Annotated in this window: 22 protein-coding genes and 1 riboswitch; of the genes, 13 read left to right on the top strand and 9 right to left on the bottom strand. The window is 56.2% G+C overall.

The genetic code is table 11. The features are described 5' to 3' along the window. The first annotated feature begins 82 nt into the window (after positions 1–82). Positions 83–3280, top strand: a complete 3198-nt coding sequence (locus ACP3PW_RS11295; protein ID WP_426416797.1) for a sensor domain-containing protein — start codon at positions 83–85, stop codon at positions 3278–3280. Positions 3281–3543: 263 nt separating this feature from the next. After that, positions 3544–4218, top strand: coding sequence for a class I SAM-dependent methyltransferase (locus ACP3PW_RS11300; RefSeq protein WP_426416798.1), 675 nt, complete (start codon positions 3544–3546; stop codon positions 4216–4218). A 10-nt stretch (positions 4219–4228) separates the two neighbouring features. Here the strand turns inward: ACP3PW_RS11300 and ACP3PW_RS11305 are convergent, their stop codons facing one another. Continuing rightward, positions 4229–5005, bottom strand: a complete 777-nt coding sequence (locus ACP3PW_RS11305; protein ID WP_426416799.1) for a DUF1223 domain-containing protein — start codon at positions 5003–5005, stop codon at positions 4229–4231. Between the two features lie 193 nt (positions 5006–5198). Between ACP3PW_RS11305 and ACP3PW_RS11310 the strand changes: the two genes are divergently transcribed. Then, the gene (locus ACP3PW_RS11310; protein WP_426416800.1) at positions 5199–5831 is read left to right on the top strand and encodes a YiiX/YebB-like N1pC/P60 family cysteine hydrolase; all 633 of its coding nucleotides are present in this window, start codon (positions 5199–5201) and stop codon (positions 5829–5831) included. Then, positions 5824–6423, top strand: a complete 600-nt coding sequence (locus ACP3PW_RS11315; protein ID WP_426416801.1) for a DUF924 family protein — start codon at positions 5824–5826, stop codon at positions 6421–6423. The genes ACP3PW_RS11310 and ACP3PW_RS11315 overlap by 8 nt, the downstream gene beginning before the upstream one ends. On the opposite strand, the gene ACP3PW_RS11320 is transcribed toward ACP3PW_RS11315, so the two are convergent. The 3 genes from ACP3PW_RS11320 to rarD all read right to left on the bottom strand — a co-directional run bounded on the left by ACP3PW_RS11320 (position 6420) and on the right by rarD (position 8454). Next, a complete protein-coding gene (locus tag ACP3PW_RS11320; RefSeq protein ID WP_426416802.1) occupies positions 6420–6737 on the bottom strand; it encodes an AzlD domain-containing protein in 318 nt (105 codons plus the stop codon). The two genes, ACP3PW_RS11315 and ACP3PW_RS11320, sit on opposite strands and share 4 nt — an antisense overlap. Further along, positions 6734–7477 (bottom strand): AzlC family ABC transporter permease, encoded by a 744-nt coding sequence (locus ACP3PW_RS11325; RefSeq protein WP_426416803.1) that lies wholly within the window; start codon positions 7475–7477, stop codon positions 6734–6736. The genes ACP3PW_RS11320 and ACP3PW_RS11325 overlap by 4 nt, the downstream gene beginning before the upstream one ends. Before the next feature lie 74 nt (positions 7478–7551). Then, a complete protein-coding gene (gene rarD, locus ACP3PW_RS11330) occupies positions 7552–8454 on the bottom strand; it encodes an EamA family transporter RarD (protein WP_426416804.1) in 903 nt (300 codons plus the stop codon). 247 nt (positions 8455–8701) lie between these two features. Here rarD and ACP3PW_RS11335 point away from each other — a divergent pair, with 247 nt between their 5' ends. After that, positions 8702–9355 carry a MarC family protein gene (locus ACP3PW_RS11335; protein ID WP_426416805.1) on the top strand — a complete coding sequence of 218 codons (654 nt, stop codon included), beginning with the start codon at positions 8702–8704 and terminating at the stop codon, positions 9353–9355. On the opposite strand, the gene ACP3PW_RS11340 is transcribed toward ACP3PW_RS11335, so the two are convergent. Next, entirely contained in the window at positions 9352–10365 is a 1014-nt protein-coding gene (locus tag ACP3PW_RS11340; RefSeq protein WP_426416806.1) for a DUF3179 domain-containing protein, read from the bottom strand. The genes ACP3PW_RS11335 and ACP3PW_RS11340 overlap by 4 nt on opposite strands. A 70-nt stretch (positions 10366–10435) precedes the next feature. Further along, positions 10436–10777: a hypothetical protein gene (locus tag ACP3PW_RS11345; RefSeq protein WP_426416807.1), complete on the bottom strand. Its 342-nt coding sequence runs from the start codon at positions 10775–10777 to the stop codon at positions 10436–10438. 36 nt (positions 10778–10813) lie between these two features. Beyond that, positions 10814–10916, bottom strand: a riboswitch (SAM-I-IV-variant riboswitch). 222 nt (positions 10917–11138) lie between these two features. Between ACP3PW_RS11345 and ACP3PW_RS11350 the strand changes: the two genes are divergently transcribed. Beyond that, complete coding sequence (locus ACP3PW_RS11350) at positions 11139–12347, top strand: acetyl-CoA C-acetyltransferase (protein ID WP_426416808.1); 1209 nt, start codon at positions 11139–11141, stop codon at positions 12345–12347. A gap of 11 nt (positions 12348–12358) precedes the next feature. Then, positions 12359–14497, top strand: a complete 2139-nt coding sequence (locus tag ACP3PW_RS11355; protein ID WP_426416809.1) for a 3-hydroxyacyl-CoA dehydrogenase NAD-binding domain-containing protein — start codon at positions 12359–12361, stop codon at positions 14495–14497. 3 nt (positions 14498–14500) lie between these two features. On the opposite strand, the gene ACP3PW_RS11360 is transcribed toward ACP3PW_RS11355, so the two are convergent. After that, positions 14501–16714, bottom strand: coding sequence for a cation:dicarboxylate symporter family transporter (locus ACP3PW_RS11360; RefSeq protein WP_426416810.1), 2214 nt, complete (start codon positions 16712–16714; stop codon positions 14501–14503). A gap of 425 nt (positions 16715–17139) precedes the next feature. Here ACP3PW_RS11360 and ACP3PW_RS11365 point away from each other — a divergent pair, with 425 nt between their 5' ends. The 4 genes from ACP3PW_RS11365 (at position 17140) to ACP3PW_RS11380 (ending at position 19887) form a co-directional block, all read left to right on the top strand. Continuing rightward, positions 17140–17817 carry a transglutaminase-like domain-containing protein gene (locus ACP3PW_RS11365; RefSeq protein WP_426416811.1) on the top strand — a complete coding sequence of 226 codons (678 nt, stop codon included), beginning with the start codon at positions 17140–17142 and terminating at the stop codon, positions 17815–17817. A gap of 13 nt (positions 17818–17830) precedes the next feature. Then, on the top strand, positions 17831–19033 hold the full coding sequence (locus ACP3PW_RS11370; protein ID WP_426416812.1) for an MFS transporter: 1203 nt from the start codon (positions 17831–17833) through the stop codon (positions 19031–19033). A gap of 86 nt (positions 19034–19119) precedes the next feature. Continuing rightward, positions 19120–19335: a hypothetical protein gene (locus tag ACP3PW_RS11375; RefSeq protein ID WP_426416813.1), complete on the top strand. Its 216-nt coding sequence runs from the start codon at positions 19120–19122 to the stop codon at positions 19333–19335. 6 nt (positions 19336–19341) lie between these two features. Further along, complete coding sequence (locus ACP3PW_RS11380) at positions 19342–19887, top strand: MerR family DNA-binding transcriptional regulator (RefSeq protein ID WP_426416814.1); 546 nt, start codon at positions 19342–19344, stop codon at positions 19885–19887. 6 nt (positions 19888–19893) lie between these two features. On the opposite strand, the gene ACP3PW_RS11385 is transcribed toward ACP3PW_RS11380, so the two are convergent. Both ACP3PW_RS11385 and ACP3PW_RS11390 read right to left on the bottom strand, forming a co-directional pair. Continuing rightward, positions 19894–20463, bottom strand: coding sequence for a peptidylprolyl isomerase (locus tag ACP3PW_RS11385; RefSeq protein ID WP_426416815.1), 570 nt, complete (start codon positions 20461–20463; stop codon positions 19894–19896). A gap of 20 nt (positions 20464–20483) precedes the next feature. Further along, a complete protein-coding gene (locus tag ACP3PW_RS11390; RefSeq protein ID WP_426416816.1) occupies positions 20484–21608 on the bottom strand; it encodes an AraC family transcriptional regulator in 1125 nt (374 codons plus the stop codon). A gap of 364 nt (positions 21609–21972) precedes the next feature. On the opposite strand from ACP3PW_RS11390, the gene ACP3PW_RS11395 reads away from it, so the two are divergent. Both ACP3PW_RS11395 and ACP3PW_RS11400 read left to right on the top strand, forming a co-directional pair. After that, a complete protein-coding gene (locus ACP3PW_RS11395) occupies positions 21973–23838 on the top strand; it encodes an asparagine synthase-related protein (RefSeq protein ID WP_426416817.1) in 1866 nt (621 codons plus the stop codon). A 106-nt stretch (positions 23839–23944) separates the two neighbouring features. Next, positions 23945–25645, top strand: coding sequence for an AMP-binding protein (locus tag ACP3PW_RS11400; RefSeq protein ID WP_426416818.1), 1701 nt, complete (start codon positions 23945–23947; stop codon positions 25643–25645). Positions 25646–25647 lie beyond the last annotated feature (2 nt).

A 25647-nucleotide genomic window follows, 5' to 3' on the forward strand; every position in this document is an offset into this window, starting at 1 on the left:
ACAACATGACCCGTACCCAAACCAAAGACGTTGAATTAATCACTCAGGGCAGATACTCACATTGCCTGCGGAGGACGTTGTCTTGAGCTTGACCGCTTTGCAGCTTGTTGCGGCCGTAATGCTCGCCAGCATGGTCTGTGTGTTTGTTGGCCTGCGTCGTTACATCGGTCTGGTGCCGAGCTATGTATTTATCGGCGGTATGAACCTGGTTCATTTTTCTCCTGCAGTCTCTATGGAGAGTTTTGGCGGCTGGGAGGCGGTCTCGGCCCCGGTATCGCTCCTGTGCTTGCTGCTGATTGCACTCTATAAGGGAGCCTTTGCCGCTCGAACCGGCGTGGCGATTATCGGCTGTACTGCCATTGGCTTGCCCCTGACCGAAACCATTGCCGGATCCTTGATGGGGGGGTCGTTATTTTATGCGTCGGTTGTTGCTGTTCCCTTCGACCAGCACTTGCTAAAAACCACCTGCCTTGTGGTGCTATTGTCCCTGATGCTTGGGACTTACGAGCAAGCGAGGGTCCGGATTGGTGGTATTCGGTTTTGGGCCTTGTCTGTGGTTTTTCTCGGTGGTGTGTTGGTGGATGGAGTGGTCACAGTAGCGATCATGGGGGGGGCGCATTGGGTCTGGCACAAATTTGCTATTGCTCTTGTGATGCTTTTGCCCGCCGCCGCGTTGTTGCTGTTCGCCTCCAGCTCTCGCCGGGGTGATATTCAGGGGCTTGGGTTTTGGTTCGGGGGGGCGAGCAAACCTCAACAGCAGAGTGAGTTACCGGTAACGGCCATCGAGAGGGTTAAAGCAGGTAGCCAGCAGGCCTATGGCCAGCTCGACACGATCCTCGAAACCCAGTTGATCCATGCTTACAGTGTCGACACAGAATTTCGCTACACCCTGTTCAATAGGGCGCATGCAGATATGGTACGGCGGGTGACCGGCGCCGAGCTGAGGTTGGGCATCGAGCTGCTTCCGCTGTTGTCGGATGTGATGGGAGCTGACGAGATCAGGGTTTCCCTGAATCAAGCGATGCGCGGTGAAACCTGCCGCGCCGAACGCCATCTCAAAACCCTGGATGGAGAAAGTCTGGTATTGGATGTGCGCTATGGCCCGATACTGGACTCAGGCGGCAATATTTCGGGGGTTGGGGTTTGTGCCCTGGACGTTACCGATGCTCGCCTCTCCGATGTTGCGCTGAAATCTTCAGAGCAGCGTTGGCAGCTGGCGATGGAGGGAAGTCAGGATGGGCTGTGGGATTGGGATATAGAGCACGATAGCCTGTTTCTTTCCAGGCGCTGGTACGAGATAACCGGCTACGACATCGACGAGGGTTTTGATGTCAAGCGCTGGCATAGCCTGATACACCCGGAAGACAGTATGCACGTAAAACGTGCCAGTGCCGGACACCTGCGGGGCACAGACGCCTATTACAGCAGTGCGTTTCGTATACGGGTGGCCGGTGGCGATTACCGCTGGGTATCCGAACGCGGCATAGCAACCTTCGATGGGGAAGGGAACCCCCAGCGAATGATCGGCACCATGGCGGATATCGACGATGCCAGACGGGCGGAGGAGCGGATCCGCAGCAGTGAAGAGCTATTGAGCTATGCCTTCGAGGTGGCGGATGAAGGCATCTGGGATGCGCACATTCCTAGTGGAAAGGTGTTCTATAGCCCAAGATTTCTGGATATGTTGGGCTATACCGTCGAGGAGTACGGTGACAACCTGGCCTTCTGGGGACGTTTTGTGCACCCCGATGACCGCGCGCGCGTGTCCACAATGCTGCAGCTCCATGAAAGCGGAGGCGGGCGTTTTGAAGAGCGTTTCCGTATGTACTGCAAGCACGGTGAGGTGATCCATATCCTTTCACGGGGCAGGGTCGTGAGCTGGACGGACGACGGCAAGCCACTTCGAATGGTGGGTATCCATAAGGATATTACCCAGGAAGTTGAGCGCTTGGAGCAGATAGAAAACCTGGCATTTTATGACTCGCTTACCAATCTGCCCAACCGCCGTTTGTTGGCCGAACGTGCCGAGCAGAGCCTGGCGCTTGCGCGGCGCAACAAGGGGTTGTTGGCCGTTTTAGTAATCGACCTAGACAAGTTTAAAGATGTGAATGACACCCTCGGCCATGATGTCGGTGACCTGTTGCTGGTGGCGGTGAGTAAGGCGATCAAATTGTGCCTGCGCGATGTTGACACCCTATGCCGTCAGGGAGGCGACGAGTTCACGATTATTCTGCCCGACTGTTCCGGAATGTCTGCACTGGAGGTTGCCGAACGCGTCGCCGATGCGGTCGAACAACCGGTGCAGATAAAAACCCATCGGGTACAGGTCGAGGCGAGTATTGGTATCGCCTGCTTCCCTACTGATGGTGAGGATCTTAATACGCTACTGAAACACGCCGATATCGCCATGTATCAAGCCAAGCAGCGGGAAGTTGCGGTCTCACTGTTCCAGCTTGAACAGGCCAAAGTACTGGAGCGTAGGGTATTGATTGAGAAAGCCCTGCACGAAGGTATGGAGGGTGAACAGATCTACCTCGAATACCAGCCCAAGATCGATATGCTCAGTGGGCAGATGCTCGGGGTGGAAGCGCTTGCCCGTTGGAAACACCCTGAACTGGGGATCGTATCGCCTGGAGAGTTTGTAATTATTGCCGAGCAATCGGCGCAAATTCATCGCCTTGGGCGGCGGGTGCTGGAGCTGGCTTGTCGGCAGCTCGCTTATTGGCGGGCCGAGGGGGTCAACCTGACGATGGCGGTTAACCTGTCGGCGCAGGAGTTGGCCAATGAGCAGTTACCGGATTATATTTTATCGCTCTTGCAGCAGTATGAGATTGACCCCCGCCTACTTGAGATCGAACTGACCGAAACTGCGATTATGGCCAATGTGGATCGCTCGATTGAGCTACTGGCCCGCATTCAGGAGCAGGGCGTTATGGTGGCGATCGATGACTTCGGCACCGGTTACTCCTCATTCAGTTACTTGAACCGTTTGCCCATCGCCTGCATCAAGATCGACCGCTCCTTTGTGGAGCAGTTGGGGCGAAAGTCATCAACCAAGGGGGATTCAGAAACCATTATTCGCGCGATCGTCGCGCTGGCTCACAACCTCGACCTGCGGGTCGTGGCCGAAGGGGTGGAGACGCACTTGCAGCAGTCCTACCTTCAGCGCCTGCGCTGTGATGAAGGCCAGGGGTTCCTTTTTTGCCGCCCGACTTCGGCGGCGGGTATCTCCCATATTGCCCACGAACAGCGTAGTTTGCTGGTCTCCGATGGTGAATAGTGCCAAAGAGGCGGGTTAACAAGCCCACGGGGAACTCCGGTAGCTGCATGGGGAAGAAGAGGAGGTTTTATTAGTGCAAACTGTTCTCAGGGCACTATGGACTTGCACAAACACGAGCGCTATAACTATAGCTGCTCACCAAGAGTGTCCAGGGGGGTATAACCACCTCCCACCGCGTGACTATTGGGGCCGGCCAATCCTTAGAGAGTGGCCGGCCCCGTCCGTTTTAGCCTTCCTGTGCCCTCTCCTCCGGTGACCCCAACGTGAACTCCAGGTTAAATGCGATGCTGCAGCAGCGGGTTCCGGGTGCCCGGCTGCGCCAGCAGGCCCTGCCCCGTTGCGGAGGGCTTAACCTGTTGTTGATCGACCCTGCCAGTGTCCAGCCTGAATACAGTGCGGAGGCGATACAGACGATAATGCGACAGCCTGCCTACTGGGGCCTCTGTTGGGGGAGTGGATTGGCACTGGCGCGCTATCTATTGGCGAATCCCCAGCGAGTGGCGGGTAAGCGGGTGCTGGATTTTGGCGCCGGGTCTGGTGTGGTGGCCATTGCAGCGGCATTGGCGGGAGCTCGACGGGTGATCGCCTGCGATATAGACCCGCAGGCCCTCTGTGCGGTTGAGGCCAACGCAAAGCTGAACGGTGTCGAGGTGGAGCTGCTCGATGATCTCTCTCGTCTGCCTTGTCCACAGGACCTGTTGATCGCCGCGGATGTGCTGTACGACCATGAAAACCTGGGGTTACTCGACTCTTTTCTCTCCCTCGCGGGCGAGGTGTTGGTTGGGGATTCCCGAATTCGTGATTTCAACGTGCCACCCTATCAACGGATTGGGCAGATCGACTGTGCAACGGTGCCTGACCTCGATGAGTTTCAGCAGTTTGGGCGCGTTAGCCTTTATCAGGCCCATGGACTGCGCCACCGCGATGCAGGGGGCTAGGGAACCCTGATCACCTCTGCGGTGACCACCAGCCACCGGCTGCTTGTAAGGGTTGCAGTCGTTCTCCGGCGCTGACCCAGGCCGAGATAGCGGTCTGGGGCGCTGCTGCGGTAGTCGTGGCGATGGTGGCCGGGGCGGGTAACTCAATACGCCACCGAATTTCTCCCGGGTGCTGTGCCTGGGGATAACTCATTTGACGGATGTGATGCAGCACCACGAAATCGTGCTGCAACACTTTGCCTTGATTCTCTCCCGCGTCGATACGATTGCTCAGTCCAAACCCGGTAATGACCAGATCCAGCGTGTAATGCTGCGACGCTGAGGGTGTTGTGGCTGGTTGAAAAAGAGCGATCAGCTCGTTGCCCTGCTGGGTCAGATTGAGCAGGCCCGCCGCTCCACCCGGTTGGGGAGGCTCCGTGTTGGATGAGTGGCGAAACCAGTTGCGCCACTCATCACCGTTGACGACGAAACCGGGCGTATAAACCGCTTTGAGACCACCCTGTTGCTGATAAGTGCGCTGGCGGTTGCTATGGCTGGGGCTGGCGAAGCGGTCTTTCCAGCCCATCCAGTCCCAATAGTCGACATGAAAGGCCACGGGAACGAATCCCTGCCAGAGGTCAGGGTGCCGGGTGAGACGGTGGAACCACAGGTCCGCGGTGGGGCAGCTGCTACAGCCTTCGGAGGTGTAGAGTTCCAGTAAAGGGGTTTGGGTTGGACCGCTACTGACCTGCCAGCCCCAGCTTAGGGGTGACAGCGCCAGTAACCATAACGTCAGGAGTCGAATCATAGCTTTTTCCCGTCAAGGGCTTACAAGGGCACTGAGCAGGGGCGCTGGGTATGTGGTATTCGCTGTGACTGCGCCCTCTGGTAACAGACCCTGTTGATGGCAAATTGATTTCAGCGCCGCTGTGGCTTTGTTACAGTGGGGTTCCTGCTTGGATCTTTGATTCGCTGGCTTTTTGGCTACAGGGGCTCTCCCTATGGACAATAATAGAACTCGCACCCCATCGTGGGCATACCGTGTTAAATCCGCTGCGCTGACATTCCTGGGACACGTGCGCTTCTACCGCTACCCGTTCTTTCTGGTGTTTCGTATTCCCGGTTACAAGTTTCGGGATCTCTACCAGCTACTCGACAGGGTCCAGCCCGGAGACCTGTTGTTACGCAAATACGACTCCTATCTCAATACCTTTTTTATCCCCGGTTACTATACTCACGCCGGTATCTGTTTCGACCAACGTTCTATTGTTCATGCCATTGCAGGAGGCGTTGAGAAGATCGATACGCCCTATTTTTGCCGTTGCGACCACTTGATTCTATTGCGGCACAAGGGGATCTCTGCGATGACGCAAGCGGCCAGAGAGAAGGCGGTAGCGGATCTGCAGGAGCGGCTGTTGGGAGCCCTTGGGGCACCGTTTGATTTTGATGTGGCCTCTGGTGACGATCGTTTTTACTGTTCGGAATTGGCGGCTTACGCTTATCGTGGGCTGAGTGAGTTTAGCCCCCGGGTGCATAAACTCTGGGGGTGGATGCCAACTCCCAGGGGCATCGCACCGCAGGATTTTATCGACCATCCCGACTTTGAAATTATCTACCGGAGTTCACATGACTGATCACCCGGACGTTCACTCGGTACTTCAATTCTGGTTCGCTGAGCTGGAGGGTCAGCCTGCATCGGGGCAGGCGCTGTGGTGGGGGAAAAGTGATGCGGTGGATCGCTTTGTAAGCGAACGCTTTGGAGGGCTGTTAACAAACTTATCCGCCAAAAGCCCGGCGTTACTTGAGAATAGCCCGCAAGGCAGGCTGGCAACAATACTCTGCTTCGATCAGTTTCCGCGCCATATCTATCGCGGCCGGGAGAGGTCATTTGCCTGGGATCGACGCGCCCGTGCCCTGGTCAGGCAGGGGCTGGACGCGGGTGATGACCGAAAGCTTGGCGCGATGCAAAGCGTCTTTTTTTACATGCCGCTGATGCACAGCGAGGATTTACCGCATCAGGAGCAGGGGGTTGCCCTGTTCGAGGCGTTGGCGCTGCGGACGAGAGGCGAGGAGCGTAAACAGGTAGAGGCAAGTGTGCGCTCTGCCCATCAGCACCGGGAGATCATTATTCGCTTCGGCCGCTTTCCTCACCGAAACCGGGCACTGGGGCGACAGTCGAGCGATGAGGAGTTGGAGTTTCTGACCCAGCCGGGCTCCTCTTTTTAGAGAATCAGGTGCTTCAACAGAAGAAAGCAGCTCATGCCGATCACAATGGTGAACAGCAGGTGGCGGCTAAACCATGCAACAACGACCGATATCATTGCGCCCAGCAAATAGGGGTTGTGCAGAGAAAAGTCACTCTCACCGACGGGCATAACGACGGCCGGAACGATAATCGCGGTCAGCACCGCCGGCGGCACATAGCGAAGGGCATCGGACACTGCCGCCGGGAACTGGAAGCGCCCGGCAAGGGCGAACAGGGTATAACGAACCGGGTAGGTCGCCGCCACCATGCCGATAATCAGCAACAGATCGCTCATTGTGTTACCTCCGGCTGTTTGTTGAGGCGTTCGCACAGCACACCCGCCGTTACACCGCAGATCGCTGCGAGGATTAACCCGAGGTTATGGGGCAGGGGCTGGGCTCCCCAGGCGATAGTGCCTGCGGTGATGACGGCCGCCAGCATTGGCCAGTTGCGAACGTAAGGTACGACCAGTCCGATAAAGGTTACCGACATCGCAAAGTCCAACCCCCAGCTGCTCATATCGGGGATTAATGTCCCCAGCGTAATACCGATCAGGGTGCAGAGCTGCCAGTTACCCCACATGGCAAGGGTTGATCCGAGGAAAAACCAGTGATTATTGCCGCGGGGGGGCTCGTTCAGGTAACGGGAAGCAACCACTGCATAGCTCTCGTCGGTGAGTCCAAATGAGAGCAGTGCGCGCCAACGCTGGGGCAGGTGGCTGACGTAGGGGACGAGTGATGCCGCGTAGAGAAGGTGACGAAGGTTCACTACAAAAGTGGTGAGCACGATGATAGCTGGACTCGAACCCATTGCTACCAAGCCGACAGCGATAAACTGCGAGGAGCCGGCAAATACAAACACAGACATGGCCATGGCGGTCCATGGCGAAAGACCATTGGTAACGGCCAGGGTGCCAAAAATAATGCCGAAGGGTATGGCACCAACAATAAGGGGTATGGTATCCCGTGCGCCCGTTAGCAGCTCTTGACGGTTAGAGCGGGGTACGTGCTCTGAGGGGTTTACGGTTGAGGTCACGCTCTTTCCCTGTGCTAGTACGGAACAATTCCATGGCGCAAAAACGGTGGACTAACACTCCAATATGAGGCCTTTTACAGGGTTTGCAAGTTGCGCTTTCGTTGTTGGTGCCAGGCATCGAGGCTGAATACGACCAGGGCAGACCAGATCAGCGCGAATACGACCAGTTTGTCGCTCCCGAAAGGTTCGTCATACACAAGGATGGCCAGGGTAAAGGCGATCGAAGGCCCCAGGTATTGGATAAACCCTATGGTTGTGAGAGATAGTCGGGTGGCCGCCGCATTGAACCACACCAAGGGCACCGTGGTAATTACCCCGGCAAGCAGCAGTAGCATGGCGGTATCGGGGGACTCCAGATTAAAATTTGAACTCTGTTCTATCGTCAGGTACCCAAGGTATCCGAGACACAGGGGCAACAGCAACAGTGTTTCTATGGCGAGCCCGGGTACCGCCGCCACCGCTACTTTTTTGCGTACCAGGCCGTAGAATCCGAAGCTGAGCGCTAGAACGAGGGCGACCGCCGGAATGCTGCCCAGTACGATCACCTGGTAGCCCACCGCGGCAACGGCTAGCAGTACGGCGATGGTCTGACCCCGGTTGAGGCGTTCACTAAAAAACACCATGCTCAGCACTACGTTTACCAGTGGGTTGATGAAATAGCCGAGGCTGGCTTCGAGGATGCGCTCGTTGCTGACAGCCCAGATAAAGGTCAGCCAGTTGGCCCCCACCAGAAGTGCCGATAGCAGCAGCAGCTTGAGTTTTCGTCGGTCGGCAAGGATCTGCCGGGTGAGGGACCATTGGCTGGAGATACTGAGCAATGCCAGCAGTAAAACTACGGACCAGAGAATGCGATGAGCCAGCACCTCCAGCGGAGGAACATGGGCCACCGCCTTGAAATAGATCGGTGCTATGCCCCAAAAGGTAAAGGCCGCGATTGCGTAAAAGATACCCGTTGTGGATTCAGAGCGTTGTTGCAAGATCTATTTTCCAGAGGTAATGGGGCGCCAGCGAGACGGCCTGCTGTTGTGCAGCAAAACCGCCGACGCTGACAGGAGTGTGGCTATTATGGCGCGATTTTGCTGAGTTACCACTGTTGTCTGTTGTCTGTTGTCTGTTGTCGAATGAATCAGCGCAGTGGGTGCATCAGAGTCTATAGTGAACCAAGCGATGCGGATACCCGTAGCCCGCGCATTTTCACTGTTTTAGTTACTGGAGTCTATTTCGATGCTGCATGAGATGGTCGAGTTCTTTTTGCTCTGTGTGACGTCGCTCTTTATGGTGATCAACCCCCTGAGCGTAACCCCCATATTCACCTCGATGACCTCCCAGTTTGACCGGACGACATCGCGGCGAGTGGCCCGTAAAGCAACCGTAACGGCGGCTATTATCCTCGTTCTTTTTGCCGTTACCGGCCAGTTTGTGTTCAAGGTTTTTTCTATCAGCGTCGACAGTTTACGTATTGTCGGAGGCGTGATCTTTTTTATTATGGGGTATGAGATGGTGCAGGCAAGGCTGAGTAAAATTCGCTTTGATAAGGATAACCTCCACGAAATGGAATCCTATACCCAGGATATCTCCATCACCCCGATTGCCATCCCGCTGATTGCCGGTCCTGGAGCCATTGCCTCGGTGATTATCCTGATGAGTAGCAACAGCAGTATTGAGTACCAGTTGGTACTGTTTTTATCCGTGGCGCTCGTGTCTCTGGTAACCTATATCTGTTTGGTGTTCGCGACACCGATCATGGACCGCCTCGGAGAGAGTGGTAATAAGGTGTTGCTGCGCATCATGGGGCTTATTGTGATGGTGATTGGGGTTGAGTTTTTCGTCGGCGGCCTGACTCCCATAGTGCGACGGATTCTAGTGATTGAGGGTTAGTCCGTTCCCGTAGGGGCCTGATAGACCTCGGTGTTGGGGTGAAATGCGATCCAGGCGAACCAAAACGCCTGCACGCTGGGGATCTCCCGGTTATTAACATCGAGTATACGAGCGCTGCGTGCATCCAGATTGAACTCAATGGTTAGCGGAGTTGCCCCGAACGTATCCTGCAGCAAACTATTGCCACTGAGTTGTTGATAACGGGCGAGCTCCGAAAAAGGCCAGGCCCGTGTCATTCCGTTATGGTCCAGGGTAAGTACTATCTCCTTGGTGTGATATCGAGGGTCGCTATTGGCGACCGGGAAGTAGACCCCGGGTGAGCGGTCGTAGTCACCGTAGGGAGAGCGTTTGTAGTCCCGGCGATGGCCGGTATCCTGTGACAGCACCCGGGTGTTCGGGTGCTGTTCACGCCATGCCTTCCAGCTGGTATGGCGCGCAGGGATCAGGGTTAGACGCTGATTGGTCATTGGGCCGCTGATGGCTCGAGATAGCACCTGTGACCAGAGGGATTCGGTTTGCCTGTCATACAGCAGCACGTCGCTGTTGTAGAGCAGCCCTGAAACACCAAACTCCAGTTGTTGACCCGTAACAAGGGCTTCGTAGACGATGCCCGTACCGCACAGGGGACAGTAGGTGACGGCGATGCGCTCACCGCCGATGGCATCGTTAACGATCTCGTGATAGTTGAGGATTGCGATGGGGTAGGCTTTCTGCTCCCCGTTTCGGTCGACCCCTATGACGCGGTCATCGTCGTTCAGGTAAACGGCATCCTTTACCGGGGTAAAAGCAGGGTCGGTAAGAGCGGGGATGCCATCGCGGGGAGGTCCCCCATACATGATTTCATTGACCGGGATGGTGCTTGCGCTGAGATCAAAGCCATTGTTCTGGTTAGGCAACCCCGCTGCCATAAGTGGCTGTAAGGGCAGTAGTGGGCAAAGTATCAGGGCCCAAAGGAGTGTGCCGGAGCGGCTGTGAGTGCGGCGAGACGGCCAGTTTTTGATCAATCGCATAAGAGCCTCCTTTGGTTAGGAGACCCCTGTATCCGATTCAATGTTTCAGGCCGATGCGTTAAACGGGGGGTTAATCGGCACCGGGCCCGGTAATGGGCTGCTGGCGGGTACGCAAACCGCTAATGTGGGGCAGTGATACGGTGCTGGCATGCTGGTTGGCAAATGTCAGCGCCTGGCCGTGGGTTGCGAACTGCCACTGGCGGTAGCGGCTGGCGCGGTTGGCATCCCGGTACTCAATATAAAGGAAAACCACCGGTCCCCTGTCGCGGTACTGGCCCTTGGACAGCCAAAGGTAGATCGGACAGTGGTAATGTTGGTGTTCGATGATTTGGCCGGGTTCGAACAGGGATCGCCTTTTAGCCGGTGCTGGCGGTAGGGGGGGCAGGTCTGCGCTGATCGGTGTTACTTGCACGGGGTTCTCCAATAAATAGAGAACTGACGTTTGAGGGTATACCTAGATGGTTGCCGCGAGGGCCACATCTCCGTTACCGGAATCCACCTTGCCTAGGGGCAGGTTGGAGAGGACGTCAGCCCTTCTCTTGATGTTTCAATTGCACGGCATTGTACGGCGCAACCCTGTCTCCGACAAGTACCGGGTTCACAACGTTGACCGATTCGGTCACTGGCTTTGAGCATTGTGGCCATAGGCAACGCTCAACCCGATCCAATAAGGTGTTGCATATAACGAATAGCTGTCCGGGTCCGTTTTAAAATTACTCACTATTAACACAATGCGTAGCGCCATCAGGCCCTATACGCAGATGAGGATAAGTATGAGCACCGAAGCCTATATCTTTGACGCCATCCGTACCCCACGGGGTAAGGGAAAGAGAGATGGATCACTGCACACCGTCAAGCCGGTTGATCTGGTAGCGGGTCTGTTACGCGAGCTGCAACAACGCCATGACCTGGACACAACCCAGATTGACGACATTGTTTTGGGATGCGTGACGCCGGTGGGGGATCAGGGTGCAGATATCGCCAAGACGGCTGCCAGCGTTGCTGACTGGGACGTCTCCGTTGCGGGGGTCCAGCTCAATCGTTTCTGCGCCTCCGGGCTCGAAGCGGTAAACATGGCGGCAATGAAAGTGGCCTCCGGCTGGGAGGATCTGGTGGTGTGCGGGGGCGTCGAGTCGATGTCGAGGGTGCCTATGGGCTCCGATGGTGGTGCCTGGGTCGCTGACCCTGCTACCAACCTGCACACAAATTTTATTCCCCAGGGGATTGGGGCCGACCTGATCGCGACCATCGAGGGGTTTAGTCGAGAGGATGTTGACCACTTTGCACTGGACTCCCAGCGCAAGGCCGCCGCCGCTCGTGATGGTGGACGTTTTGAGCGATCGCTGGTACCGGTGCGCGACCAAAACGGCATTGTGCTGCTTGCCCAGGATGAATTTATTAAACCCCAGAGCACGATGGAGGGGCTGGGCAAGCTCAAGGCCTCTTTTGAGATGATGGGCGCTATGGGTTTTGACGATACGGCGCTGCGTGTCTACTCCCACATTGAACGCATTAACCACGTTCATACCCCCGGCAACTCGTCGGGCATTGTCGATGGCGCGACGACCCTTCTTATTGGTAGCGGCCGCAAGGGTAAAGAGCTGGGCTTGACCCCCCGGGCGCGTATCGTCGCTACCGCAGTGACCAGCACCGACCCTACGATTATGTTGACCGGCCCCGGCCCTGCCGCCCGCAAGGCGCTCGCAAAAGCGGGCATGAGCGTAGAGGAGATCGACCTGTTTGAAGTCAACGAGGCGTTTGCGTCGGTGGTGCTCAAATTTATTAAGGATATGGGGGTGGATCCGGCCAAGGTTAATGTTAATGGCGGTTCTATCGCCATGGGTCACCCCCTGGGCGCCACGGGAGCCATGATCATGGGCACCGTAGTGGACGAACTTGAAGCCCGAGGCCTGCGTTATGGCCTCTGTACCCTCTGTGTGGGTGGTGGTATGGGTATCGCGACAATCGTGGAACGGGTATAGGGGACAGAGTCATGAGTGCAATTCGATTTGAAAAAGACGCCGATAACATCGTAACCCTGATTCTCGATAATCCAGGGCAGTCGGCCAACACGATGAATGCTGATTTTCGCGAAGCGCTGACCGAGGTGGTTGCCCGCATCGAGCAGGAGCAGGAGAGCATCAGTGGGATACTGCTGACATCAGCCAAGAGTACCTTCTTTGCCGGTGGTGACCTTAAGGAGTTGATCGCAGTGCAGGACGCGCAGGCGTTCTACGACATGGTTAATCGCCTCAAGGAGGGTATGCGCCGTATTGAAACTCTGGGTAAACCCGTCGTTGCCGCCATTAATGGTGCGGCGCTGGGGGGGGGCTGGGAGTTGGCCCTGGCTTGTCATTACCGTATCTGCCTGGATAGCCCCAACGTTAAGCTGGGGCTGCCCGAGGTGACCCTGGGGTTGTTGCCCGGGGGCGGCGGTGTCGTACGCATGGTTCGCCTGTTGGGGCTGGAAAAAGCCTTGCCCTATCTGCTTGAGGGCAAGCAGGTAAGACCCGAAGCGGCCCTCAAAGCCGGCCTGCTGCATGAGCTGGTAACGACACCGGAGGAGCTGGTAACGAGGGGTAAAGCCTGGATTAAGGCTCACCCCCAGTCGAGCCAGCCATGGGATGAGAAGAGCTATCGTCTACCGGGCGGGACCCCGTCCAGCCCTAAGGTTTTCCAGATGCTGTCCATTGCACCGGCGATGTTACGGCAGAAGAGCAAGGGGTGTTTCCCGGCACCGGAAAAGATTCTCGCCGCTGCCGTCGAGGGGGCTCAGGTGGACTTTGATAATGCGTGCCTGATTGAGAGTCGCTACTTCACCGAACTGGTCACCTCTCCGGTGGCCAAGAATATGATCAATACCTTTTGGTTCCAGCTTAATCACATTAAGGCAGGAGGGTCTCGGCCCGAGGGTTTTGAGCCTGTCCAAACCCGTAAGGTCGGGGTAATCGGTGCCGGTATGATGGGAGCAGGGATCGCCTATCAGGCAGCCATTAGCGGTATTGATGTGGTGCTCAAGGACCTCTCCCTGGAGAGCGCCGCCAAGGGTAAGGCATACAGTGAAACTCTATTGGCGAAACGGGTATCTCGTGGAACCATGACGGAGGAAAAAATGCAGGCGGTGCTGGCGCGCATTCAGGCGACGGATACCAGTGCCGATTTCGCCGCCTGTGACCTGATTATCGAGGCGGTGTTTGAGGATCGGGGCTTGAAGGCGGAGGTCACAGCCGAAGCCGAGTCCATTTGTGGTGCTGATACCCTGATCGCTTCCAACACGTCGACATTGCCCATCACCGGTTTGGCCGAAGCGGTTAGCGATCCATCCCGTTTTATCGGTCTGCACTTTTTTTCTCCGGTGGATAAAATGCCGTTGGTGGAGATTATCTGTGGCGAGCAGACATCTGATACGGCCCTGGCCCGGGCTTTCGATTTCGTTATGCAGATCCGCAAGACGCCTATTGTTGTAAGCGATAGTCGAGGGTTTTTCACGTCACGCGTATTTGGCACCTTCACCAACGAAGGTATCGCCATGCTCGGTGAAGGCGTGGAGCCGGTTTTGATCGAAAAGGAAGCGGTAAAAGCCGGTATGCCGGTGGGCCCGTTGGCGATATCGGATGAGGTCAGCATGAGCCTGATGAAACATATCCGCAACCAAACCGAAGCGGACCTAAGCGCCGAGGGTAAGGCGATTCCAGAGCATCCTGCCTATGGGGTGATTAACACCATGGTCGATACCCTGAAGCGCTCCGGGCGTGCCGCTGGCGGTGGTTTTTATGAGTATCCGGCGCAGGGTAAGAAGCAGCTGTGGAGCGGGTTGCGTGAACAGTTCGTACGTACAGAACTGCAGATATCGAAAGAGGATGTACGGGATCGTCTGCTGTTTATTCAGGCGATCGAAACCGTCCGCTGTCTGCAGGAGAAAGTATTGCGATCTGTCGCTGATGCCAATATCGGTAGTATCTTCGGTATCGGCTTTGCCGCCTGGAGCGGCGGAGCCCTGCAGTTTATCAATCAGTATGGATTGGAATCCTTTATTGACCGTGCCCACTATCTGGCAGAGCAGTATGGTGATCGTTTTGATCCTCCGGCACTGTTATTGGAGATGGCCGCTAGCGGACAGCGCTTCGAGTAGTGTTCACTCCTCCGGGGGCTTCGCCCCCGGAGGATAATCCGTATCGCCATCTAGCTGTTCTGCGCTGGAATCAGCAAACATCGACTGCCAGAGCGACCAGCGGGGCGGGCTGGGCCCCACGGACGCTCCGGTGATCCAGTAGTTAAAGAATCTATCGAGGGTTCCGTCAACCGTTCTTAGCTCCAGCCAGTTACGGACATAAAGCTCAAATTCCATATCTCCCCGTGCGAGGGGAAAAACCAGCGGGACAAAGAGCTTTTCAGGTTGGGGTAGGGTAATACTGTAATGAGGATTGATCATTCCCCAGCCTGAGGCGGCGGTTACGCCGAAAAGCAGGGCGTCATATTTCGCCATCTCCTCGGTATTGCGGAAAAACATTCGTGGCGTTGCAATCTCCCACAGGGTCGCCCGAGGCAGCAGGGTCGAAAGGTCAACGGCATCGGCAAAGCCATCGGGTACCCCTATCACCAGGTCGTCCATCTGACGAATATCCTCCCAGTTACGGAACTCCCGGCGCCGATCGTGGGGCACCATTAACGACATAAACTCGAGTGTGTAGGAGGGGGACAGGGTGAATTTCTGCAGGTGACTGGGGCTGGAGGCTATGCCCGACGCTATGTCCAGATAGCCATTGTTGAGCAGGGGCTCTACCTCGTTGCGATAGATGTTCACAAATTCGATCTTTACTCCAAGATCTCGCGCCAGCTGGTTGAAGATCTCTATATCGTACCCAACCAATTCCCCCGCGGCATTGTGGAAGGCGTAGGGTAACCAGTCACGGTAATAACCCACCCTTAGAAACCCCTGCTCGTGTATTCGCTGCAGTACGGGTTGGGCTGACACTCGGGGGGCGTTAACCACACTGGCGGGCACCTCGCGTGTGACCTGGTGCTCGACAGGAGGGATCAGGGCTTTGCGTTTGATAAAGAGCTGATAGCCGTCGTAGTGGTAGTCGATCGCGGAAAAAACTGCATGCAAGGAGGCGATGATGACGCCCATAAAGGCCGCAGTAAAGGCAAAGGCATAGGCGACGCGGCGCCAGTTAACCCTCAGCATCCGGGTAACTCCGGCGCCAACAATGAGAGCGATACCGACGATGAACATGACCCCGACCAGGGCTGCAAAGCGATTGAACAGAATTTGATCGGTCAGCAGGTACAGATTGAAGGTGTCCGGGTTGATGTGAAACTGCTGCAACATCTCGGGCAGGGAGACGATCATTGGGCCAAAGAAGGAGGTCACCCCCATAAGGACAAGGGTAGGGTAATCGGCAAGCGAAAGGTCCTTGCCACTGAACCAGCCGGCGAAAACCACAAAGATGTACCCCAGCATCTTACCGGCGGTAGGGAGGCTATAACTGATCGGGACGGCCACATCGATGATCGACAGGGTGCTTCTTTTGGCTCTCGAGTGCCGCTTTGTTAGTCGCTGGGTGCGTACACTGATCATCGGCAGTACCACAAACAGGTTACCGGTTGCGAAGGCGGTAACCAGCGCGTCCCGGCTGGTGGTCATGATCTCGCTGTAGCGGAAGGGGGTAACGTTCTTGATCAGGTGGGGAAATGCCCAGAACACCAAAAATAGCGCTAGAACGGTCAGCAAGGTGACGAAGATATAGATCCCTTTGAGTTCCTCCAAGTTCATGGTGCCGGCGGCAGCCGCCGAAATTGCAAAGACGCCATAGGGGGTAAATCGGATCACCAGCATCGACAAATTGCTAATCAACTCCTTGGCCAATTGAATATTGTCGAGAATTCGAGCCTTGCTCTTCATGCCAATAATAGCGATGCCCATCGCCACGCTAAACAGGACAATTGCTGGAACCGACTGTTCGGACAGCGCAAGGAACGGGTTGGCCGGAATAAAACTGCTCAGGGACAGCGACGATGAGTCGGGTTGCAGCCAGGAGAAGCTGAAAAAACTGGCGCTGATGCGGTCGGGGAGTGAAAAGCCGGTTTGAAGGATTATCGAAATCGCTGTTGCCCACATCAACAGCAGCGCCAAGCCGCCATATTTTGCGATGGGGATGATTTCGTGGCGCTTAAGGGACCCCACACCAAACATTACCGAGGTGAGGATGTAGGGGAGGACGGTCATCTGCAACAGCATGAGGAAAATCTTTCCGATGACCTCCAGCGGAGCCATCAATTCACCCCAAATCAGGCCGCAGGCAATTCCGCTCAGGAGCCCTAGAAATACCTTTGTCGCAAGATTCATGGTTTTGCCGCCTCTTACTTTGGAGCCTCCTGAGCGATCGGAGGAGTGATGACTTGGGTGAGGATGAGTATAGATGAGCGCGAATGCCCCACCATTATGGTGTCAACGGGTTTGACAATGGGGCCGGTCAAGCTGAGCGTTGAGATTCTAATTAACTGATCAGGAACGAATAATTATAAACGGCACTGGCTTTGCACTGATGTAATGCAAGTCGCAATTTGTACCTTTTTCCATAGGGGTGGCCCGGTTTTATGGCCTATCAGTGAAAGGATTCACTATTGGCCACCCCTTTTTTTTGTCCCCTCCTGAATACTCTGGCCAATCCCCGTGTTTTTCTTTGCCATTGCATCGGCGCAGACCCTGACGGACACTCAATGCTCAAGCGGGACGATTTTCCCGCGGGATCGATTAGCAGTGAGAGTTCTATGGAACAGGATATTTATTTGCAACCAACCCCGGCCATTGATAGCGACCACCCGGCTATTGTGCAGTTCACTCTAGCCTCTATTGAGGGGGTTAGTGATCCCCGTGAGCAGGCGGTTGCGCTCTATTACGCGGTCCGTGATGGTGTTCGTTATGACCCGTATCGCATCGGCACTACACTGGCCAGTGCCTGTGCCAGCGCAACCTTGGCTAACGGCCATGGGTACTGCGTCACCAAGGCCGTGTTGCTGGCCGCGGTGGCCCGGGCGGCGGGTATCCCCGCTCGACTGGGATTTGCGGATGTACGCAATCACCTGACTTCCGACAAGCTCCGGGCGATCATGGGAACGGATCTATTTGCCTGGCATGGGTATGTTGAAATGATGGTTGAGGGAAGCTGGGTAAAGGCCACACCCGCTTTTAACCGCTCCCTGTGTGAAAAGACCGGTGTTAACCCCCTGGAGTTTGATGGCCGGCATGACTCGGTCTTCCACGAATTCGATCGGCGTGGTCATCGTCATATGGAGTATGTGACGGAGCATGGGCACTACCCCGATCTTCCCCTGCAACTGATGTTGGAGCAGTATCAGCGTCACTACCCGGGTATGATTCAAGCGATGGAATCAGCAGGGGGGGTGATGGGTGACTTTGAAGCAGAAGCCCGCGCCGATGGTAACTAACGGGGGAGAGCAGGTGCCGACCCGATCGGATCAGAATCAGCGGGCCTTGGTCTTGGCCGTGATCGCAGGTTTTTCGATCCTCGCGATCAATATGGGTGTACGTCAGTCGATGGGGTTGCTGCTGCCTGACATGGCGCTGCAGCTGCATTGGTCGCTGAGCGATTTGTCGCTGGCTTTTGCGGTACAAAACCTCATGTGGGGGGCTGTAGCGCCCTTTGCGGGACTGGCGGCGGAACGCTACGGCACCGTACGGGTGCTGTTGGCCGGGGGCGTGGTTTATATCATCGGCCTGGTACTGTTAGCGGTCAGCGAAAGCTATTGGTTGTATCAGTTTAGTAACGGTTTTCTTATTGGCGTCGGGGTGGGAGCGACCACCTTCCCGGTGGTCCTGGCGGCGGTTGGGCGTCTGGTGAGCGAACAAAAACGCTCGTTTGCGCTGGGGATTGTCAGTGCAGGTGGATCCAGTGGACAGTTTTTATTTGCACTACTGACCCAGTGGGCCACCGAGCACTATGGCTGGTCGATTGCGGTGTTGCTATTGGGCTTGTGTGTGTTGCTTATTCTTCTGTGTGCACCGATGCTGAAGGAGCAGGTTGCCCATCGCGAGGTTGCATTAACCCAGCTACAGATGCCCTCCAACTATCGCGACCTGCGCCTATGGCTGTTGGCAACGGGCTTCTTCGTGTGTGGATTTCATGTGGCTTTTATATCGGTTCACCTGCCGAATTTAGTCGCGATCTGCGGTTTGCAGGCGGACGTGGCGGGCAACTCCCTTGCGTTGATCGGATTGGTTAATGTGGTTGGAGTGGTCCTGGCCGGGTGGCTGGGAGGGCGTCACCATAAACCCTACCTGTTGTCGATAATCTATCTGCTGCGTGCATTGCTGGTGGTCGCGTTTATGATGGCGCCGAAAACTGCGCTGAGCTTTTATCTCTTCTCGGCGGTGATGGGGATGCTGTGGCTCTCGACGGTGCCTTTGACCAGTGGCAGCCTGGCGCAGTATTTTGGCACCCAAAAGCTGGCGAGTCTGTTTGGTTGGGTGATGTTTAGTCATCAGGTCGGTGCCTTTTTTGGCGCCTGGCTCGCGGGGCGAGTGTTCGACGCGACCGGAAGCTACGATCTCGTCTGGGGGCTCAGTGCCGTGCTGGGGGTCGTAGCTGCGATGGTGCACCTACCTATCCGTCCGCCCCTGAAAATCAGTTCTGTGTCTGCATAGAGGTTTTCGGCAGTGATGGTGGCTTGACCCGACTATAGCTTCATAGTGCAGACTCAACATCCTATTCCATTGAAAAGGTAATCACTATGAACCAACCAGTAACCGGCATTAGCAAACAGCAGTGGGTGGATCTTTTCGTAGCCATCGGTCTTGATGAGGCCAGCATGCAGCGCTGGCACCAGCTATTTGAGGCGCGACACCCCCAGAGCCATGAATGCTTTTTGCGCTGGCTTGGTGAAAACGATGTCGAAGTGGCGCGTATCCGCCAGTGGTCGCGAGACTCGGCATCTTCGGCGGGGTAGGGCGCGATGACGGATCCCTCCTTGACCATCGGTGAGATGGCTCGCCGTTACGGTCTTTCACGCAGCACCTTGCTGTACTACGACCGTATCGGCCTGCTGTCCCCCTCGCTGCGCTCTGAGGCGAACTATCGCCTTTACTCAGCCCGGGAGCAGCAGCGTATGGCCTCGATTCAGCGCTACCGGAGCGCTGGTATTGAGCTGAATAGTATCGCTGCCTTGCTCGATGGGGATTCCAGCGTTATGGAGGGCTTGCTGAATCAGCGCTTGCAGGTCATCAATCGGGAGATGCACGCGCTACGGCAACAGCAACGGCTGCTTGTTAGCCTGTTGCAGGACCGCAGTCGTTTGAAGGCGTGTCGCACCCTGGATAAGGAGGGTTGGGTGGCGCTGCTGACGGCATCGGGAATGAGTGAAGCGGATATGCACCGCTGGCATGTTGAGTTCGAGCAGCAGGCGCCCGAGGCGCACGAAGATTTTCTGCAAGGTTTGGGGATCGATCCCGAAGAGGTCACTCAGATTCGCCGGTGGTCGAGACAGAACACCGGCGAATAATTGAGGTTACTGAACGCGGCTGGCACGGGTGATGATAATGTCCTCTCGCGGCACATTCTGGAAGGGGCCCCTGTTTCCGCTCGGGCTCATTACGATGCGATCCACGACGTCCATGCCTTCGACGACGCGGCCAAACACGGCATATCCCCATCCGCTGCGGCTTTCGCTGGAGAAGTCGAGGTTGCGGTTATCGGTCACGTTGATAAAAAACTGAGAAGTGGCGGAGTGGGGGTCTCCGGTGCGGGCCATCGCCAGGGTTCCACGTCGATTTTTCAAACCGTTGTTGGCCTCATTTTGAATCGCTCCCCGGGTTTGTTTGCGCAACATGCCGGGCTCGAATCCGCCGCCTTGGGCCATAAAATTGGGAATCACACGGTGAAAAATAAGCCCGTTATAGTAGCCGTCATCGACATACTGCAAAAAATTATCGCTGCTCTTGGGGGCTTTGTCCGCGAACAGTTCGATGGTGAAACTGCCCTTACTGGTTTCCAGTTTTACCTTGGGGTTTTCCGCCATGACGAGTGAAGAAAATCCCATCAGCAAGGTAAGAAATACTGCGTTAACGCATCGCGTCATGTTGAAGCTCCTGATAGTGGTTAATACGAATTATGGTCACTGTTTCGGTATGCGCCGGGGGTAACCCCGGTCCATTTTTTAAAGGCTCGGTGGAAGGTGCTGGGTTCGGAAAAACCAACCTCCTGGGCAATGTCGTTGATCGATAGCTGATTCCGCTCCAGATGATAGATTGCCGCATCGCGCCTGATGTTGTCCTTTATTTCCTGGTAGGAGGTGCCCTCATCGCGCAGGCGGCGCCTGAGTGTTTGCGGTGTCAGGTGCAGGCTGTCGGCAATCTGCTCGAAGTCCGGGAAGGGACGGCTGAAATCCTTGCCAAGACGGCTGCGAATGACGCCGGTGATGCTGTTGCCATAATCAGGCTTTGCCAGCAGCATCGCGGGCGAGGTTTGCAGAAACTGTTTGAGTGTGCGTTCGTCCTGTAATATGGGCAACTTGAGGAAGTGGGCAGGGAAGCGCAGGCGAGTCGCCTTGCTATTGAAATGGTGCGGACACGAAAAGAGCCGCTTGTACTCCTGGCTATGGGCCGGGACGGGGTAGTTAAGCTCCACCGCGTCGAGTGGAATGCGTCGACCGATCAGCCAGCTGCCGAAGCGTGACCATATGACCAGCAGGGATTCGGCCAGGTAATGCAATGGGTCGGTTGCCCCCTCTATCTCGAACTGCAAGATCGCCTGATCATCTTCCAGTATCAGTTCGAAGCGCGGTGCCGCAGGGAATAGACCGTAAAACCGACTGGCGCGCCGCAGGGCTTGACCCAGGGTCGTGCAGTGAATAATCGAAAGGCTCATCATAGCAAAGGTGCCAGGGCGGCTGGGGGCAGTGCCAAAGCCTCCAAACTCATCATCAAGCTCCTGCCAGATGGTCCTGATCAGGCGTGCATACTGAGTTGCGGTAACCCGTACCCCCGTTTCTTCCAACAGCTCGGCCGGCAGCAGCGCCTGTTGCAAAATACGCTGCGCTGGCTGTTGCTGCCTTTCAGCGCCGGCCAGTGCAGCCATAACAAAATGATGGGGGATGGTGTGGTTCAGCATTGCCTTGTCGGGTCCCAGGAATCTGATGCCGAGTGTGTACGCTTTGCCGGGGCTTGGCAACCCGACCTCGGCGTCGTGGCATAGCACGACTTCAAAAAGTCGTAGAGATGTCACCTTTTCGCCACTTGATCGGTCAAGGATCGCGCTAGGAAACAGGTATCGGTCCCTCCATTTTCCGTTCCCGGTGGCTCTTTTCTATTTCATTGAGGCGCCGGGGAGGGGCAATCATCGGACTACCTCTTCGTCGCGGGGAGAGAGGGCGCCTATGCAGCGTAGGGGGCGTTCGTGACTCGCGTGGCGCACTCAATTTTGGCGCGGGCGGAGTGCCCTCGTCTGCGGCGGAAAACAGCAGCCTTACATTCGGCATCAGCTTGCTATACTGACCCCTGAAGCGACGGTCAGGGAGACGGCTATTGGGCAAGGCAGGGAAGGGGTCAGCCGCGGGTAGCGCTATCACGGCGATCTATGGAACACCGTCATGAGCTGGAGCGTTGTTGCCGGTATTGCCCAGGGAGCTGATCTGGCCCCTGGCCTGCGTCATGAATTGGCCCAGGCGGTGGAGCAGGAGGTACTGCATTCCACGTCGTTACAACAGGTGAGCCTGGATACCGCCTTTTGCCACATCAGCCTCGCCTGGAGCGAATGGTTGCCCGACCCCGTTGCCCGTTCGGTTGACGGAAACCTGAGCCTGATACTGCTCGGGGATTGCTATGAAACAGAGAGCTTGACCCCCGGCGAGTTGTTGCAGCGATATCTTGACCACGGCGGGCGGGCACTTGAAGGACTCAATGGCCGTTATGCTGTGTTGTTGCTGGACGAGCGGGAGCGTTCGCTGCAGCTGGTCAGTGACCCACTGGGATTGCGCAAGCTGTTCCGGTGTGAGCTTGATGGCCAGCTATTGTTGTGCAGCCGGCTTGAGGCATTTCGCCATCTCAGTGGGTTTCGCCCCCGGCTTGATCCCTATGGTGCGGCACAGCTTTTAATTAGCAGCCACCTATGCGATGACCATACGTTGCTAAAAGGGGTTCGGCTGGTTTCTCCGGCGACCCGATTGGTTTGCGATAGCAGGGGCATTCGGCACACCCAATACTGGGTTCCCACCATAGAGCCGAGCGATGATTCTGCCGTTGACGTACTTGACGCTATGCAGGCAGAGCTGGAGCGAGCCCAGCACTGTCGCCTGAAAGATTGTGAACGACTGGTGCTACCGCTGTCCGGGGGGCTGGATTCAAGGCTGCTCGCAGGGCTACTACCGCAAACCCTGCTTGGGCAGACGGAGGGGTTTAGTTACGGCCACGGTCACAGTTACGATCGGCGCATTGGCCGCAAGGTGGCGGTGGAGCTGGGTATTCCCCACCACTCCCTTTCCCTTCCCCCGGCGATCTATCAAAGCTACCAGTGCGCAGCGCTGATGCTGGCCGATGGTGAGGTCTCCATCGAGGCGTTTCCACTGTTCCGTTTGCTGGATGTAGGCAGTGCAGGAAGCACGCTTCTCAGTGGCTTCGCGGGGGACTGGATCTCCTCAAAAAAACGGCTCCAAGTGCAGGCGACGCCCCAGCAGTCGATGGAGCACCTGTGGCAAAAAATCTACGTCAGGAAGGGGTTCAGCCCGGGTCGGTTTACTCAGGTGATCAGTGATCCCGGGATTCGCGAGGGTTACGAGCGCTTGCAGCAGACGATGAATCAAAGTTTTCATGGGGCCCAGGCGGATAGTTTTGCCGACAAGGCGCAGCTGCTCGAATTTTGGCACCGCCAGCGACGTTACGTCACCTATCAGCTCAACGTACTGGAAGCGAGGTTTCGCGTGGTGGCGCCCCTGAGCGACCTGTCACTGGTTAAGTGTTGGCTTAATATGCCGTCGAGCCTGAAGGAGGAGCAATCAGGGTATCGGCAGTTGATTCATCGGGTATCTCCACCGCTCGCGGCGCTGCCCGTAGCCGGGAGCCGCAGTTACCAAAAATTGAGCGCCGGAATTGCGTTACAGGCACGTACTGACCTGATCAGTGGGCTGCAACAGCGGCTGGCACAGAGCAGGGTTAACGAAGGGCTGCGTTGGCGCCTGAATCTGGGACTGAAAGGGGTTGGCCGCTTGTTGGTCGGTGTCAGTGGAGGCTGGCTGGGACCCCATGATAGAGGACTGCTGGTCCATCACGACCAGGATATCCGCCACCACAAAGCGTGGTTTCAACAACGCTTGCTGGACCCGGTGATGGCAGAGGGAATCTATGACCCTGAGGGGGTGAAACAACTATGGGATGAACACCAGCGGGGCCAGCAGGATCACTCCATTCGTATCAATAACCTGATCGTGTTGTCTGCGTTTCGGCGCTACTGGTCTATCTGAAGTGCCTATGTGCTGACTGGCTTCTTGCCAACCAAGCGCTCGCTTGGTAGTTTGTTTGGTGAATGACGATAAACCCATAAACACAATAACAAAAAGAGGAAACACCATGAGCCAGGCGGGTACGGAGGCTGCAGTGGGGGAGGGATCTGCGATGCTTGGGGGGGGCTACAAGACACCACTGGAGATGTTTTACCAGTGGGAGCGCAGTCGGCCCGATCGGGTTTACCTTCGTCAATCGACGGGCTCCGGCTTCCGTGAGTTTACTTGGGGGGAGGTGGGTGATCAGGCCCGAAGGCTTGCCAGTGCCCTTAAGGACAAAGGCTATGAGCCTGGAACTCGAATTGCTTTGCTGTCGAAGAACTGCGCGGAGTGGTTTATTGCGGATCTGGCGATCATGTTGGCCGGATATGTGAGTGTCCCGCTTTACCCCTCGCAACACGCCGATACGATCGCCTATACCCTTCGTCATTGCGATGCTCGCGCGATATTTGTGGGTCGCCTCGACGACTGGGCAGCGATGGAATCGGGCATCCCCGGCACGGCCATTCGTATCGCCTTACCCTATGAAACCATGCCAGCAGACCATCACTGGACTGACCTTCTGCGGCTTTATGAGCCTCTGCAAGAGTCGCCGTTGCCACAGGGGGATGAGCTAATGACGATCGTCTACACCTCGGGTACCACCGGAAACCCCAAGGGGGTAATGCACAGCTTTGGCAACTTTGGTTTTTCCTGTACCCATGCGATGGGGCTTCTGCCGCTCAAGGATAGCGATCACTTCTTTTCGTTCTTGCCGCTTTCCCATATCGCAGAGCGATTTTTTGTCGAGGGCAACAGCCTCTATTGCGGTGCGCAGGTCTCCTTCCCCGCGTCACTGGAAAGTTTTGCCGGGGATCTGGTCGCAGTGCAACCGACGATTTTTTTCGCGGTTCCCAGGTTATGGACCAAGTTTCAGCTCGGCGTGCTGCAGAAACTACCGCAAAAAAAATTGGACTGGTTGCTTCGCATCCCGATACTGGGCTCGGTGGTGGCCCGTAAAATTCGCACCCAGTTAGGCTTGTCGCGAGCGAGGGTGGTGGTTTCCGGTGCAGCCCCCATCGCCCTGGCTTTACTGGATTGGTATCAGCGCATCGGCATCCCTATTAGCGAAGGCTACGGCATGACTGAAAACCTCGCTTACGGGGTGATCAACCTTCCAGCACGTTACCGCCGCGGGACGCTGGGGCATATCAACGTAATGCCCCATAACGAGGTAAAAATTTCCCCCGAGGGCGAGATCTTGTTTCGCAGCGAGGCGTTGATGCAAGGCTATTATCGAGACACGCAAAAGACCGCGGAGGTGTTGCAGGAGGGTTATTATCATACGGGGGATCAGGGTGAGATCGATGTCGACGGGTTCTTGCGCATCACCGGTCGTATCAAGGACAGCTTTAAAACCTCGAAAGGAAAGTTTGTCTCGCCGGCACCGATCGAGGGTTTGATCAGTGAAAATGAGCTGGTTGAACAGGTGTGCCTGGTTGGGCGTAGTCTGGCTCAACCGTTGGCGCTTGTTGAGCTCTCGGAGACAGGGCGCCAGCAGCCGCGGGAATCGGTCAAGAGGAGCCTTGAGCAGACGCGAGAGGCGGTTAACCGGCGCGTAGAGCACCATGAGCATATCGATGCTTTTTTGATCGTGAGTGAACCCTGGACGATCGAAAATGCCATGATGACCCCGACCCTGAAAATCAAACGTAATCGAGTGGAGGAGGTTTACCAGCGCTGGATAGAGTCTGGTCGTACCGACACTATTGAATGGGAGTCACAGTAGAG

This window comes from Aestuariirhabdus sp. LZHN29, from assembly GCF_049985285.1.
Taxonomy (GTDB): domain Bacteria; phylum Pseudomonadota; class Gammaproteobacteria; order Pseudomonadales; family Aestuariirhabdaceae; genus Aestuariirhabdus.